This is a genomic window from Bradyrhizobium sp. SZCCHNR1002 (assembly GCF_032381435.1).
GTDB lineage: Bacteria > Pseudomonadota > Alphaproteobacteria > Rhizobiales > Xanthobacteraceae > Bradyrhizobium > Bradyrhizobium aeschynomenes.
The window spans coordinates 1-14,015 of sequence record NZ_JAUHIS010000005.1 but is presented as its reverse complement, the minus strand read 5'-3'; the positions used below and the strand labels follow the sequence as shown (position 1 = coordinate 14,015).

13 protein-coding genes are annotated in these 14,015 nt (G+C 66.5%); 9 read left to right on the top strand and 4 right to left on the bottom strand.

The features are described 5' to 3' along the window. Nucleotides 1-30: 30 nt before the first annotated feature. Together QX108_RS22725 and QX108_RS22720 are read right to left on the bottom strand one after the other, a co-directional pair. A complete protein-coding gene (locus QX108_RS22725) occupies nt 31-1,170 on the bottom strand; it encodes an acyl-CoA dehydrogenase family protein (protein ID WP_315782965.1) in 1,140 nt (379 codons plus the stop codon). A 150-nt stretch (nt 1,171-1,320) separates the two neighbouring features. Further along, complete coding sequence (locus QX108_RS22720) at nt 1,321-2,505, bottom strand: acyl-CoA dehydrogenase family protein (protein WP_315722587.1); 1,185 nt, start codon at nt 2,503-2,505, stop codon at nt 1,321-1,323. 154 nt (nt 2,506-2,659) lie between these two features. Between QX108_RS22720 and QX108_RS22715 the strand changes: the two genes are divergently transcribed. After that, entirely contained in the window at nt 2,660-3,205 is a 546-nt protein-coding gene (locus tag QX108_RS22715; protein WP_315782963.1) for a carboxymuconolactone decarboxylase family protein, read from the top strand. 293 nt (nt 3,206-3,498) lie between these two features. On the opposite strand, the gene QX108_RS22710 is transcribed toward QX108_RS22715, so the two are convergent. Next, entirely contained in the window at nt 3,499-4,731 is a 1,233-nt protein-coding gene (locus tag QX108_RS22710) for an MFS transporter (RefSeq protein ID WP_315787687.1), read from the bottom strand. 197 nt (nt 4,732-4,928) lie between these two features. Here QX108_RS22710 and QX108_RS22705 point away from each other — a divergent pair, with 197 nt between their 5' ends. Beyond that, a complete protein-coding gene (locus QX108_RS22705) occupies nt 4,929-6,995 on the top strand; it encodes a prolyl oligopeptidase family serine peptidase (protein ID WP_315722593.1) in 2,067 nt (688 codons plus the stop codon). A 222-nt stretch (nt 6,996-7,217) separates the two neighbouring features. On the opposite strand, the gene QX108_RS22700 is transcribed toward QX108_RS22705, so the two are convergent. Beyond that, a complete protein-coding gene (locus QX108_RS22700; RefSeq protein WP_315722595.1) occupies nt 7,218-7,895 on the bottom strand; it encodes a DUF938 domain-containing protein in 678 nt (225 codons plus the stop codon). A 153-nt stretch (nt 7,896-8,048) separates the two neighbouring features. Between QX108_RS22700 and soxX the strand changes: the two genes are divergently transcribed. The 7 genes from soxX to QX108_RS22665 all read left to right on the top strand — a co-directional run bounded on the left by soxX (nt 8,049) and on the right by QX108_RS22665 (nt 13,788). Next, nucleotides 8,049-8,393 carry a sulfur oxidation c-type cytochrome SoxX gene (soxX, locus tag QX108_RS22695; RefSeq protein ID WP_409998543.1) on the top strand — a complete coding sequence of 115 codons (345 nt, stop codon included), beginning with the start codon at nt 8,049-8,051 and terminating at the stop codon, nt 8,391-8,393. 19 nt (nt 8,394-8,412) lie between these two features. After that, a complete protein-coding gene (gene soxY / locus QX108_RS22690; RefSeq protein ID WP_172182221.1) occupies nt 8,413-8,907 on the top strand; it encodes a thiosulfate oxidation carrier protein SoxY in 495 nt (164 codons plus the stop codon). Between the two features lie 15 nt (nt 8,908-8,922). Then, complete coding sequence (gene soxZ, locus QX108_RS22685; RefSeq protein ID WP_172134275.1) at nt 8,923-9,234, top strand: thiosulfate oxidation carrier complex protein SoxZ; 312 nt, start codon at nt 8,923-8,925, stop codon at nt 9,232-9,234. Then, complete coding sequence (soxA, locus tag QX108_RS22680; protein ID WP_315787691.1) at nt 9,231-10,076, top strand: sulfur oxidation c-type cytochrome SoxA; 846 nt, start codon at nt 9,231-9,233, stop codon at nt 10,074-10,076. The genes soxZ and soxA overlap by 4 nt, the downstream gene beginning before the upstream one ends. After that, complete coding sequence (locus QX108_RS22675) at nt 10,073-10,402, top strand: hypothetical protein (RefSeq protein ID WP_315722604.1); 330 nt, start codon at nt 10,073-10,075, stop codon at nt 10,400-10,402. Before soxA ends, QX108_RS22675 begins: the two co-directional genes overlap by 4 nt. 109 nt (nt 10,403-10,511) lie before the next feature. Continuing rightward, a complete protein-coding gene (soxB, locus tag QX108_RS22670) occupies nt 10,512-12,260 on the top strand; it encodes a thiosulfohydrolase SoxB (RefSeq protein WP_315787693.1) in 1,749 nt (582 codons plus the stop codon). 304 nt (nt 12,261-12,564) lie between these two features. Beyond that, the gene (locus QX108_RS22665; protein ID WP_315722608.1) at nt 12,565-13,788 is read left to right on the top strand and encodes an MFS transporter; all 1,224 of its coding nucleotides are present in this window, start codon (nt 12,565-12,567) and stop codon (nt 13,786-13,788) included. Nucleotides 13,789-14,015 lie beyond the last annotated feature (227 nt).

Genomic DNA, 14,015 nt, shown 5'->3' with positions numbered 1-14,015 from the left:
CGACCGTCCGGCTCAATTCGGCAATTCAAATCAATATCCCCTCATCTGCGCCAGCTGCGCCGCGTGATAGTTCGTATCCCCGAGCAGTTCCTCGCACACCCGTGCGCGCTTCATGAATAAGCCGATATCGAATTGGTCGGTCATGCCCATGCCGCCATGCATCTGCACGCCCTCCTGCACCGCGCGCGTCGCGGTGGCACCTGCGCGGGCTTTGGCCACGGCAACGGCGGCCGCCGCACCCGAAGGATCAGCTTCGAGCGCCTGCAAGGCCTTCAGCACGGCGGCGCGGGTGATCTCGATCTCGATATAGAGATGCGCGGCGCGATGCTGCAGCGCCTGGAATTCGCCGATCGCCTTGCCGAACTGCTTGCGCTCCTTGAGGTACGCCACCGTGCGGCCGAACACCTCCTCGCTCAGGCCCACCATCTCGGAGGCGACGGCGCCGCGGCCGAGATCGAGCACGCCGCCCAGCACGGCCATGCCCCCGTCGACCTCGCCCAGCACGTGATCCGCGTTGACCTCGACCTCCTCGAAAGTGATCCGCGCGGCGTTGTGCGCATCGACCATGATGGTGCGCTCGACCGCAACGCCCTTGGCCTTGGGATCGATGAGGAACAGCGTCAGGCCGTCACGCTCGCCGGGCGCGCCGGCGCTGCGCGCGACGACCAGCAGGAGGTCGGCGACGTGGCCGTCGACCACCATCGCCTTGGCGCCGTTCAGCTTGAAGCCGTTGCCGGAGCGCACGGCCTGCATGGCGGTGTGCGAGGGACGGTGCTTGGCGCCTTCGTCGAGCGCCAGCGCAGCGAGCAGCGCGCCGCTGGCGATCTTCGGCAGATACTCTGATTTCTGTGCCGCCGAGCCCGCGCGGGTCAGCGCCGACGCCGACAGCACGGCGGTCGCGAGGAACGGCGACGGCATCAAGGTGCGGCCGATCTCTTCCATCACGACGCCGGCCTCGACCGCGCCGAGGCCGGAGCCGCCGTGCTCCTCGGGCACCAGCAGTCCGGCAAAGCCCATCTCGGCGAAGGTGGCCCACAGCTCGCGCGAGAAGCCGGTTGGGTCGCGCGTATCGCGCAGCTTGCGCAGATGGGCGACCGGCGCGTGATCGGAGATCAGGCCGCGCGCGCTGTCGCGCAGCATGGATTGTTCTTCGGTGAGGAGGAGAGGCATGGCGGCTGTCCAGTGTCGGTGTTCGTTTGGAAGCGAAGCTTTTTCAGTTCGTCATGGCCGGGCTTGTCCCGGCGATCCACGTCGTCCTTCATGCACGGATGGACGTGGATGCCCGGGTCAAGCCCGGGCATGACGGAGTGTGGGGGCGAACTACGCCCCCGGCAGATCGAGGATGCGCTTGGCGACGATGCCGAGCATGACCTCGGAGGTGCCGCCCTCGATGGAATTCGCTTTCGTGCGCAGCCAGGCGCGCGGACGGGCGCCTTCGTGCGAGCGCTCGCTCTCCCATTCCAGCGCGTCGATGCCGCCTGATGACATCAGCAACTCGTGGCGGCGCTTGTTGAGCTCGGTGCCGTAATACTTCATCGCCGAGGAGAACGCCGGGTGGCCCTGCCCGGCCTTGGCGAGATCGACCATCCGCTCCGCAGCGGCCGCAAGCGCGGCCTCGTCGACGTCGAAGGTGGCGATGTCAGCGCGCAGCAGCGCGTCGTCGAGCCTGCCTTGCGCGTCGCTGCCGACGGAGTCGGCCGCGACCTGGCCGAGCGGCCGGCTGCCGCCACGCTCGCCCATGCCGGAGATCATCGCGCGCTCGTGCTGCAAGAGATATTTTGCGACGTCCCAGCCGCGATTGACGGTGCCGAGCACATTCGCCTTGGGCACGCGGACATTGTCGAAGAAGGTCTCGCAGAACGGCGAGCGGCCGGAGATCAAGAGGATCGGCTTGGTCGTGACGCCCTTCGACGTCATGTCGAACAGGATGAAGCTGATGCCGTCATGCTTCTTCGCCGTGGGATCGGTGCGCACCAGGCAGAAGATCCAGTCGGCGTAGTTGGCGTAGGAGGTCCAGATCTTCTGGCCGTTGATGATGTAGTCGTCGCCGTCGCTCTCGGCGCGCGTCTGCAGCGAGGCGAGATCGGAGCCGGCATTCGGCTCGGAATAGCCCTGGCACCAGCGGATCAAGCCGGCCGTGATCTTCGGCAGATGCTCGCGCTTCTGCGCGTCGGTGCCGTATTTCAGCAGCGCCGGTCCGAGCATCGAGATGCCGAACGAGGTGATCGGCGCGCGCGCCCCGATCGCGGCCATCTCCTGGCGCACGATCTTCGCCTCCTCGCCATCGAGGCCGCCGCCGCCATATTCCCTCGGCCAATGCGGCACCGTCCAGCCCTTGTCGCGCATGCGCTCGAACCAGATGCGCTGCGGCTCGGAGGAGAATTTGGCGTTGCGGCCGCCCCAGAACGTGTCCTCGTCGGAGGTCATCGGCCGGCGCATCTCCGGCGGACAATTCGCCTCGAGCCAGGCGCGCGTTTCGCGGCGGAATGTGTCGAGATCGGCCATATCTGATCCTCGCGCGTTTCCATGTTTGCTGTCGTTGGAACGACCTAACCTCAGCGCGTCAGGGAATTCAACATCGATGTCGCCGCGACCGCCCTCGCCTTGTCCGGCGATCTATGGTCATGATGCCGTCGCGTGAAAATACGAGGAAACGACCATGCGCCTGAAACTTCTTTCGCCTGGCGAAATGAGCGCCGACCAGCGCCAGACCTATGACGAGTCGATCGCCAGCAAGCGCGGCTCGCCGCCGCCGCCGATGATGGCCTGGCTCAACAGCCCGGAGATGGCGCGGCACGCGACCCGGCTCGGCGCCTTCCTGCGCTACGACACGGTGTTTCCGGCCGCGCTCTCGGAGATCGCCATCCTGGTGACGGCGCGGCACTGGACCGCGCATTACGAATGGTACGCGCATAAGCGGCTGGCGCTGGCCGGCGGCTTGGACATCAAGATCATCGACGCCATCCGCGACCGCCGCACGCCTGACTTTTCCGATGCCAAGGCGCAGATGATCTACGATGTCGCGAAGTCGCTGCATGAGGGACACGGGCTGACGGACGCGCTCTATGCCGACGCGATCGCCACGCTCGGCGAACGCGGCCTGGTCGAAATCATCGGCCTGTGCGGCTACTACACGATGGTGTCGATGACGCTGAACGCGTTCGAGTTCGAACTGCCCGAAGGCGAGGTGTCGGAGTTGAAGTAGTCAGCTCGTGATCTTCAACGCACCGCTGTTGCCACGATACCGGTGCACTCCCCTCCCCCTTGCGGGCAGGGGAATCGCATATGGTCAATCTGAGTGTGTCGCGAAACCGTCTCCACATCGTCATGCCCGGGCTCCGTCCCGGGCATCCACGTCGTGCTCAGCATGCTGGACGACGTGGATGGCCGGGACAAGCCCGGCCATGACGACGCGGAGGGAGATGGGCGCAAAACATCGATCGCCATATGCGATAGCCCTCCCCTTGCGGGGAGGGGAGCGCACCGACGCTGCGGCTTTTACCCCTGCTCCGCCACATCCGCCGCCGCAACCCGCCGCTTCGACGACCGGACCAGCGCCAGCACGCACAGGCCGAGCAGCACCGGCGGGAACACCACCATGTTCACCGCCGACCAGCCGAAATGCGCCAGCAATTGCCCGGATGAGAACGAGCCCAGCGCCATCAGGCCGAAGATCAGGAAATCGTTGAACGCCTGCACCTTGTTGCGCTCGGCCGAGGTGTGCGTCTCCAGCACCAGCGCGGAGGCGCCGACGAAGCCGAAATTCCAGCCGACGCCGAGCGCGACCAGCGTGGCCCAGAAGTGCATCGCGGTCAGGCCGGAGAGCCCGATGATCGCGGCAACCGCTTCCAGCGCCAGCCCGAGCGCGACGATGACGGGAGCGCCGAACCGGGCGATCAGAGAGCCCGTGAAGAAGCTCGGGCCGTACATCGCGACGATGTGCCATTGCAGGCCGAAATTGGAATCCGACACGGTGAGGCCACACATCTGCATCGCCAGCGGGGCCGAGGTCATCACCAGGTTCATCACCGGATAGGCGATGGTGCCGCATAGTGCAGCGGCGATGAAGCGCGGCTGGCGCACGATCTCGAGCAGCGGCCGGCCGCCATGCAGGTCGGCGGCTTCAGGCCTTGGCAGATCGACGCCCGCGACGATGCCCATCGCGATCAGTGCCACCGCGGCCTGGATCAGATAGCTGAAGGCGAACAGATAAGGCTGCCAGACGTCCATGGTCCATTGCACGAGCTGCGGACCGAGCAGGCCGGCGAAGATGCCGCCTGCCATGACCCACGACACCGCCTTGGGCCGGAACGCGGCGCTGGCGCCATCCGCGGCGGCGAAGCGATAGGACTGGGCGACGGCACCGTAGAGGCCGCCGAGGAACGTCGCCAGGCAGAACAGCACGAACGAGCCACGGAGAATGGCAAGGCAGCCGAGCACGCCCGTGACCGCGCCACAGCCGGTGCCGATCAGAAATGCGACACGGCGGCCATAGCGGCGCGAGATCGCACCGGTCGGCAGGGTGCCGGCGGCAAGCCCGACGACGTACATCGAGATCGGCACGGTCGCGAGCCCGATGCTCGGCGCGATGGTCACGCCGACGATCGCGCCGGTGGCGAAGATCACCGCCGAGTTGGCGCCCGTCAGCGCCTGCGCAGCGGCGAGGCGGGCGACGTTGCGGCGCGCGCGGGCATCGTCGGAGGTATCTTCGGTCACGGTCAGGTCGATCATCTCAATGTGTCCGGATGCGCGAAAATGCGCCCCTGCTGCTCTCTCGGTGCGGCTGCACTATTGCGGGATGGGCGGGCCGGAGGCAACGGGCGCGATCGGGAACAAGCCATGCATCGCAGCTGATTCGACAGCTCCAGCCCACCCGGCTAATCAGGCCCGCGGTATTCTCGCGTCGACGACGCAGCGGAGCTTGAGCCATGTCAATCGATGACCGTCCGACTCTCGCGGCGCCAGACGATGATCCATATTTGTGGCTCGAGGACATCGAAAGCGAGCGTGCGCTGGCCTTCGTCGCGGCGCAGAACCGGCGCACGCTCGCCGCCTACGGCGATGCCGGCTTCGAACGAGATCGCGACATGCTGGCCGCGATCTTCGATCGCCCCGACAACATCCCGATGGTCAGCCGGCGCGGCGGGTTGCTCTACAATCAATGGAAGGACGCGGTGCATCCGCGCGGGCTGTGGCGACGAACCACCCTGGCCGAGTTTCGCAAGGCGGAGCCGCAATGGGAGATCCTGCTCGACCTCGACCGTCTGGCCGCCGACGAAGGTGAGGACTGGGCGCTGAGCTGGGTGCAAACGCTGCCGCCCCGGCACGCGCGTGCGATTCTGGCGCTGTCACGGGGCGGCAGCGACGCGGTGGTGCTGCGCGAGTTCGACCTCGCGGCGAAGAGATTCGTCGACGGCGGCTTTGCACTGGCCGAGGCCAAGGGCAGCGCGGATTGGCTCGACGGCGATACGCTGCTTCTGGCGAGCGCGCATGGCGAGGGCATGGCGACACCGTCGGGCTATGCCCGCACGGTGCGGCGCTGGCGGCGCGGCCAGCCGGTCGGCGAGGCCGAGGTGATCTTCGCCGCCGAGAGCAGCCAGTCGACATGGGTGCATGTCGGCGTGGACCGCAGTGTGACGCCGGCGCGCGTGTGGTTCACCGAGGGGCTCGACTTCTTCAACCATCATCTGTGGCTCGGCGACGCGGCTGCTGCGCGCACCCGGCTCGATTTGCCGACCGACTGCTGGATGACGGCGGAGGGCGACTGGATGGCGGTCAAGCTGCGCCAGCCATGGACGGTCGGCGAGGTCACGCATCCTGCCGATGTCGTGCTCGGCATCGGGCTGTCGGCCTTCGTCGCAGGGAGCCGGGATGTCGTTCGCCTGTTCGAGCCCGGCCCGCGCCGCGCGCTGCAAGGCCTGTATTGGGCCGGCGGCCGGCTGGTGCTGTCGATCCTTGACGAGCTCCGGCCGCAGTTCGAGCTGTGGACGCCATCGACGAACGGCTGGAGTCATCAGCGGCTGCCGGGATTGCCGGAGATCGCAACGGTGGACGTCTGGCGGCTCGACGTCGAGGACACCGAAAGCCATGGCGACCTGCTCGCCAACATCCAGGATCCGCTGACACCGCCGACGCTGCAGCTGATCGAGGCCTTCGGCGCGCCGGCCATGCTGAAACAGGCGCCGCGCACCTTCACCGCCGAAGGATACGTGGTCACACGCCATGAGGCGATCTCGGTGGACGGCGCGCGCATTCCCTACACCCAGACCGGGCCGGCCGAGCCGACCGGCGACGCACCGGTGTACATGAGCGCCTATGGCGGCTTCGGCCACACCATTCGTCCGGCCTACAATGCGGCGCTCGGCAAGCTGTGGCTGGAGCGTGGCGGCACCATCGTCGAGGCCAATATCCGCGGCGGCGGCGAGTTCGGCACCGCCTGGCACGATGCCGGCCGCTACGCGGGCAAGCGGCTCGCGCATGACGATTTCGCTGCGGTCGCCGCAGACCTGGTCCGCCGCGGCGTCACCGTGCCGAAGCGCATCGCCGCGCAAGGCGGCTCGAATGGCGGCATCCTGATCACCAACATGCTGGTGCGCTATCCCGAGCGGTTCGGCGCGCTGTTCTGCACCATCCCGCTGATCGACATGCGCCGCTACACCCGGCTGCTCGCCGGCGCCAGCTGGATCGCCGAATATGGCGATCCGGACAAGGACGAGGATTGGGGCTGGCTGCAGACCTACTCGGCCTATCACACCGCGAAGCCAGGCCTGCCCTATCCGCCGATCCTGATCGCCACGACGCGGCGCGACGACCGCGTGCATCCGGGACACGCGCGCAAGATGACGGCCAAGCTTCAGGCGATGGGCTACGACAGCTATTTCTACGAGCCCGCCGCCGGCGGCCATGGCTACGGCACCGACAACCGCGAGCGCGCCAGCTTCATCACGCTCGGCACGCGGTTTCTGGCACGGCATGTCGGGCTGGAGATGGAGTAAGCGGCGACGCTTCGTTGCAGACCGCGCTGCCGGCTCCACCCACCGCTGTCGTCCCGGCGAACGCCGGGATCCATGCTCCGCAGCAGGAGTTTGGGGCGATGACAGTTGTCACGCCGATCTCGCATCACAACCCGACCCTGTGGTTATGGGTCCGGGCGTTCGCCGGGACGACAGCGAAATTCGGAGCGGCGCCATCGACAACGCACGCCGGGTCGTCGCGCTTCACGCAGCCCGCGCGAACACCAGGATCATGTTGTTGGCCGGCATCTCCACCGTCTCGCGCAAGGCAAGGCCGTTTCGCGCCCCCAGCGCTTCGAGATCGGTGATGTCGCGCACGCCCCATTCCGGATTGCCCTCGCGCAGCGAGGTGTCGAACACAGCGTTGCTGACCGCGGTGTGCCTGCCGTCGCGCTTGAACGGGCCGTAGAGCATCAGCAAGCCATCCGGCGAGAGCACCTTCCCGGCCCCCGCGAACAATCCTTCCGCCACCGACCAGGGCGCGATGTGAACGACGTTGGCGCAGAAGATCGCCGTCAGCCGCTCGGGCCCGCCGGCGGCACGGAACGCGGCGGCCCAGCCGGCCTGCGACAGGTCGATGCGCTGGGCTTCGCGGATGTTGGGCAGGCCCGTATGCCTGCGCCACGCAGCGATGCTCGCGAGGTGGGTGTCGTTGAGGTCGCTCGGCCACCACGTCAGATCGGGATGCTGGGACGCGAAATGCACGACATGCTGGCCGGTGCCGCTGCCGGCCTCCAGCACGTCGCCCGTCCGCCCCTCCAGCAGCCGCGCCAGCACCGCCGAGATCGGCTGATGGTTGCGGTGGAAGGCGGCGGCATCCAGCCGTCCGTCCGGTTCCACCGGCCGGCCGTCCCGGCCGAACTCCACGACGTATTCCGCCATTGCCATACTCCCGGCCGCAAGCTGAGCAGCCACCGTTAACCGCGTTGCGACGGCCACCATAGCCGCATTGTCAGCCGATGGTCTTTATGCTTTGCAGCGCCTATATTGCCGAGATCACCGAGACGTCGGAACTTCATCTTGATCACACCCGTCATGCGTACCGCCCTGGCGCTGGGGCTCCTGCTCGCCGTGTCGTCCCTTGCCATGTCCTCAGCCGCCCACGCCCAGTCCGGCGCCGCCGAGGGCCAGAAGCTCGCCTTCGACCGCGGCAAGGGCAACTGCCTGACCTGCCATGAGATCAAGGGCGGCGACCTGCCGGGCTCGATCGGGCCGAAGCTGGAAAATCTCAAGGGCAAATACGACCGTACCGAGCTGATCGCGATTCTCAACGACGAGACCAAGCGCAATCCGCTGACGGTGATGCCGCCGTTCGGCCGCAACCGCATCCTGACCGAGCAGGAAATCAGCGCCATCGTCGATTTCCTGCAAACGCTGTGATTTTCGTTTGGAGACACCCATGACTGCCTCGTTCGGCCCGTTGGCCCACCGCCGCCTGTTCCTGAAGGGCGCCGGCCTCGTCGCGCTGATCGGCCTCGGCAATGCCGTGCTGCACGCCACGCCGGTGTTTGCCGCGACCAACGACAACAAATATCCGGAGGACGCGTTCAAGCAGAAGAACGCGGGCGAGGCGATCAAGGCGCTGTATGGCCGCGACCACGAGGCCTCCGACAAGATCAAGCTCGATGCCCCGGAGATCGCCGAGAATGGCGGCGTGGTGCCGATCGCGGTGACGACGTCGCTGCCGAACGTCACCTCGATCTCGTTCATCGTCAGCGAGAACCCGTTCGCACTGGCGGCGTCCTACCACATCCCCGAAGGCACCGTGCCCGCGGTGGCGAACCGGCTGAAGATGGCCAAGACCTCCAGCGTGATCGCGCTCGTCGAATCCGGCGGCAAGCTCTACAGCGCGACGAAGGAAGTGAAGGTCACCGTCGGCGGCTGCGGCGGCTAGGGGAGGAGAGCGATCATGGCAGCAAGCATTCGCGTCCGCGCGGTCCTGAACGGCGAAGTCGCCGAGGTCCAGACCCTGATCCAGCATCCGATGGACACGGGCCTGGTCAAGGACGCCAAGGGCGAGGTGATCCCGGCGCACTACATCCAGCAGCTCACCTTCACGCACAAGGAGAGAACCGTGTTCCTGGCCGATTGGGGCACCGCGGTCTCCAAGGATCCCTACGTCAAGTTCGCCTTCAAGGGCGCGGCCAAGGGCGACGAGCTCAAGGTGAGCTGGGTCGACAACAAGGGCGCGACCGACAGCCTGACGGCGACGATCCAATGAGCGCGCTGCGCCTGCTGCTCGCTCTCGCGACGACGCTCGGTCTGAGCGCATCGGCCATGGCGGCGGACAAGCCCGACCCGGCGGCCGACGCCAAGGCGTTCCAGGACTATTTCGTCAAGAAGTTCCCGAAAGTGGCGTTCGACGATTTCGTCAACGGTCCGTATTCGATGAACGCCGACATGCGCAAGCAGTGGGAGGAGAAGGAGCAGTTTCCGCCCTACGAGTTCGCGCTCGACTCCGGCAAGGAGATGTTCGCCAAGCCGTTCAAGAACGGCAAGACCTATGCCGACTGCTTTGCAAACGGCGGCATCGGCATCCGCCAGAACTATCCTTATTTCGACGACAAGGAAGGCAAGGTCATCACCCTCGAGCTGGCGCTGAACCGCTGCCGCGAGGCCAATGGCGAGCAACCCTATTCCTACGTCAAGGACGAGATGGCCTCGCTCACCGCCTACATGGCCTACACCTCGCGCGGCAAGCGCTTCGACATCAAGATCCCGGGCGATCCGCGCGCGCTTGAAGCGTTCGAGAAGGGCAAGGAATATTTCTACACCCGCCGCGGCCAGCTGAACTTCTCCTGTGCCAGCTGCCACGTGCAGAGCCCGGGCGAGCGCATCCGCGCCGAGATCCTGGCGCCGGCGCTCGGCATCCTCAACGCGATGCCGATCTACCGCTCCGAATGGAGCGGCATGGGCACGATCAGCCGCCGCATCGTGACGTGCAACAGCCAGACCCGCGCCGTGCCGCTGGAGCCGCAGTCGGACGAGTATCGCAACCTCGAATATTATCTCTCCTACGTGTCGAACGGCCTGCCGGTTTCAGGTCCTGGAGCGCGGCCATGAGATATATCTCGACACCAAGCGTCATGAAAAAGATCGTGTTCGCCATGATGGTGTCGGCGGTCGGCGCCGGCTCCGCGCGGGCCGCGTCGGAAGCCGACTATCTCGCGGCGGTCGCGGCGGCCGAGAGCGCCAACAAGGAAGCCGGACGTCTGCGCAACCAATGGACCGTGACCCAGGCCGCAATCAATGCTGCGAAGAAGGCGGCGGAGTCGGGCAATCTCGACCAGGCGCTGAAATCGGCGCAGGAGGCCGAGGCGCTCGCCAAGGCCTCGATCGTCCAGGCCACCAGCGAGAAGCAACTCTGGAAGGACATGGAGATCCGCTAGCGCGTGATCCGCAAAGTGGAGACCGGTTTTCCAACGGGTCATGGTCGAAGAAGGAGATAGGATCATGATGCGATTCCGTGGAATCTCATCATGATCTAGGACGCGAACGATGATTCGGCGCCGGGATTTTCTCAAAGCATCAGGTGCCGCCGCGCTCGCCGCGCCGGCGCTGCTGCGCAGCGCGTCCGCTGCCGACACGGTGAGCCTGTACGACGTCGAGAAATTCGGCAATGCGCGCATCCTGCACATCACGGACACGCATGCGCAGCTGCGGCCGGTGTTCTTCCGCGAGCCCAGCGTCAATCTCGGCATCGGCGAGATGTGGGGAAAGCCGCCGCATCTGGTCGAGCGCGCCTTTCTGGACCGCTACGGCATCCGTCCCGACAGCGCCGAGGCCTATGCCTTCACCTCGTTCGAGTTCGAGAAATATGCCGTGCGCTTCGGCAGGATGGGCGGCTTCGCGCATCTGAAGACCCTGGTCGACAAGCTGCGCGCCGACGCCGGCGATCATCGCTCGCTGCTGCTCGACGGCGGCGATCTCTGGCAGGGCACCGGGCTCGCCAACGCCATGCGTGGCGCCGACATGGTGAGCGCGGCCAATCTGCTCGGCATCGACGCCATGACCGGGCATTGGGAGTTCACCTATGGCGAGGAGGCGCTGCGCGCCAACCTCGCGCGCTTCAAGGGCGAGTTCCTGGCGCAGAACGTGTTCCTGACCGAAGAGGCTGCGTTCAACGACGCCAAGGCATTCGATCGCGGCTCGGGCCGCGTGTTCAAGCCAGCTACGATCAAGGAGATCGGCGGCGCGCGCATCGCCGTGATCGGCCAGGCTTTTCCCTATGTGCCGATCGCCCATCCGCGCCGCTTCACGCCGGATTGGAGCTTCGGCATCCGCGAGGAGGAGCTGCAGAAGCTCGTCGACGCCCTGCGCGGCGCCGACAAGGTCGATGCCGTGATCCTGCTGTCGCACAACGGCATGGATGTCGACCTCAAGCTCGCGAGCCGCGTCACCGGGATCGACGTCATCCTCGGCGGCCACACCCATGACGCCGTGCCGCAACCGGTGGCCGTCAAGAATGCCAAGGGCGCGACCTTGGTGACCAATGCCGGCTCGAACGGGAAATTCCTGGCCGTGCTCGATCTCGACATCGCCAAGGGCCATGTCGCCGACGCGCGCTATCGCCTGCTGCCGATCTATTCGGAGCTGCTCAAGCCGGACCCTGCGATGCAGGCGCTGATCGACCAGACGCAGCAGCCGCAGGTCGCGGCCTGGAGCGAGAAGCTCGCGACGTCGGACCGGCTGCTGTATCGGCGCGGCAATTTCGAAGGCGCGACCGACGATTTGATCTGTGCGGCGCTGCGCCGCGAGCTCGATGCCGAGATCGCGCTGTCGCCGGGCTTCCGCTGGGGCCCGACCGTGCTCGCGGGCCAGTCCATCATGCTGGAGGACGTCCTGGCGCAGACCGCGATCAGCTATCCCGAAACCTACGTGCAGCGGATGACCGGCGCTCAGATCAAGGACGTGCTCGAGGACGTCTGCGACAATCTCTTCAACGCCGATCCCTATCTGCAACAGGGCGGCGACATGGTGCGGACCGGCGGTTTCTCCTACCGCTGCACGCCGTCGGAGTCGATCGGCCGCCGCATCTCTGATCTCGCGCTCGACAACGGCCATCCGCTGCACGCCGGCAAGAGCTACAAGGTCGCGGGCTGGGCGTCGATGAACGCCCAGGACGGCAGGCCGGTGTGGGACGTGGTCGCCACCCATCTGCGCAATGGCCAGCTGGTGCTGACGGGGACCAACAAGGTCACGCTATCAGGCGTCGACGGCAATCCGGGGTTTGCGTCGCAGTCGTGAGCGGGGGGCACCCGGCCGGCGTGACACAGACGGCACGTCCTACTCCGCCATGGTCCCGGGTCGGCACTGATGGGTGAGGCGCCACCGTGCCTGCCCCTGCACAACGGCCGAATGCCTGACCGAAGCATCGCCGCGCCCTATCGGCCAGCGCGCGCAGGTGCCATGCGCCCGCGTTCATGGACAATGAACCGCAATCCGATAGTGTGGCGTTGTGTCGCGCGCCCTCATTGCGGGAGTCTCGGCGGTTTGCCGGCAACGCGCCCTCCAGTTTCATCACTGACGCCGGGAGCCCAACGGATCGAGCATGGCTGACGTTCTCGCCGCATCGCAACACACCACGGCACCGGTCCGGACCGCCTCCTCGCTGCGCACGCTGGCGCTGATCTCCCTGGCGCATTGGGTCAGCCACCTGCACATGCTGGTGCTGCCGATGCTGTTTCCCTACCTGAAGGAGAAGCTCGGCGTCGGCTATGTCGAGCTCGGCTTTCCACTCACGGTGTTCGCCGTGGTCTCGGCGCTGACCCAGGCGCCCGTCGGCTACCTCGTGGACCGTGCCGGCGCCCGCCGCATTCTGCTGCTGGGCCTGACGCTCGGCGGTCTGTCGCTGGCAATCCTCGGCTTCTATCTGACCTATGCCAGCCTCGTGGTCTCCGCGGTGCTGCTCGGCCTCGCCAACGCCGTGTATCACCCCTCCGACTACGCGCTTCTGTCGGCGCATATGGAAGAGAGCCGGATGGGCCGCGCCTTCGGTGTGCACACCTTCGCCGGCTATCTCGGCGGCGCGGTGGCGCCGGCGGTCATGGCGGCGCTGGTCACCACGGTCGGCGGCTCCGGCGCGCTGATCGCCGCCGGCCTGGTCGGTCCACTGGCCGCGCTGCTGCTGCTCGCCGGCAACGTGCCCGAGGTGCCGCCGCATCCGCATCACACCAAGGCGGACGGCACCAAGATCAAGCAGCCCAGCCTGCTGACGCCGATGCTGATGCTGCTGACCGTGTTCTTCATGCTGCTCAGCCTGTCCAACGCCGGCATCTCCAGCTTCGGCGTGGTCGCTTTCATGAACGGCTATGGCATCTCGTTCTCGACGGCCAACATCGCACTGACCGCCTTCCTCGGCGCCAGCGCGGTCGGCGTGCTCGCCGGCGGCCAACTCGCCGACCGCATCCGCCATCACAACCTGGTCGCCGCCGTTGCCTACGCGATCAATGCGGTGCTGGTGCTGATCATCACCTTCGTCAGCCTGCCCACTGTGCTGCTGGTCGCGATCATGCTGACCGCGGGCTTCATGAGCGGCGTGATCGCGCCCTCGCGCGACATGCTGGTGCGCAACGCCGCCCCTCCCGGCGCCGCCGGCCGCGCCTTCGGCATCGTCTCCACCGGCTTCAACTTCGCCGGCGTCGTCAGCCCACTGCTGTTCGGCTGGATCATGGACATGAACGCGCCGCGCTGGGTGTTCGGCACCTCCGTCGTGTTCATGCTGCTGACCATCGTGCTGGCGTTCTTCACGGAGCCGAAGAAGGCGAAGGCCTGATCGTCTTCGTAGGGCTGGCAAAGCGCAGCGTGCCTGCCGTTGCCACCGCCACCGCAGCCACCGACGGTGGGCACGCTGCGCTTTGCCCACCCTACGGACAATAGCTATTAGTTCGGCAGCGCTGTCCAATACAGCGCCCTCTCCCCTTGTGGGCTAGTCTGAGCACACATCTCCGAGGAAGTAACCTTCGGTGATTGCGTTGAAGCGGGTCAGTCCGCGGGACATGG

Coding starts and splice junctions, on each gene's coding strand:
- soxX (WP_409998543.1), top strand. CDS start 8,049: ATGCGTACCGCCCTGGCGCTGGGGCTCCTGCTCGCCGTGTCGTCCCTT.
- QX108_RS22675 (WP_315722604.1), top strand. CDS start 10,073: ATGAGATATATCTCGACACCAAGCGTCATGAAAAAGATCGTGTTCGCC.
- soxZ (WP_172134275.1), top strand. CDS start 8,923: ATGGCAGCAAGCATTCGCGTCCGCGCGGTCCTGAACGGCGAAGTCGCC.
- QX108_RS22710 (WP_315787687.1), bottom strand. CDS start 4,731: ATGATCGACCTGACCGTGACCGAAGATACCTCCGACGATGCCCGCGCG.
- QX108_RS22725 (WP_315782965.1), bottom strand. CDS start 1,170: ATGCCTCTCCTCCTCACCGAAGAACAATCCATGCTGCGCGACAGCGCG.
- QX108_RS22715 (WP_315782963.1), top strand. CDS start 2,660: ATGCGCCTGAAACTTCTTTCGCCTGGCGAAATGAGCGCCGACCAGCGC.
- soxA (WP_315787691.1), top strand. CDS start 9,231: ATGAGCGCGCTGCGCCTGCTGCTCGCTCTCGCGACGACGCTCGGTCTG.
- QX108_RS22700 (WP_315722595.1), bottom strand. CDS start 7,895: ATGGCGGAATACGTCGTGGAGTTCGGCCGGGACGGCCGGCCGGTGGAA.
- soxY (WP_172182221.1), top strand. CDS start 8,413: ATGACTGCCTCGTTCGGCCCGTTGGCCCACCGCCGCCTGTTCCTGAAG.
- soxB (WP_315787693.1), top strand. CDS start 10,512: ATGATTCGGCGCCGGGATTTTCTCAAAGCATCAGGTGCCGCCGCGCTC.
- QX108_RS22720 (WP_315722587.1), bottom strand. CDS start 2,505: ATGGCCGATCTCGACACATTCCGCCGCGAAACGCGCGCCTGGCTCGAG.
- QX108_RS22665 (WP_315722608.1), top strand. CDS start 12,565: ATGGCTGACGTTCTCGCCGCATCGCAACACACCACGGCACCGGTCCGG.
- QX108_RS22705 (WP_315722593.1), top strand. CDS start 4,929: ATGTCAATCGATGACCGTCCGACTCTCGCGGCGCCAGACGATGATCCA.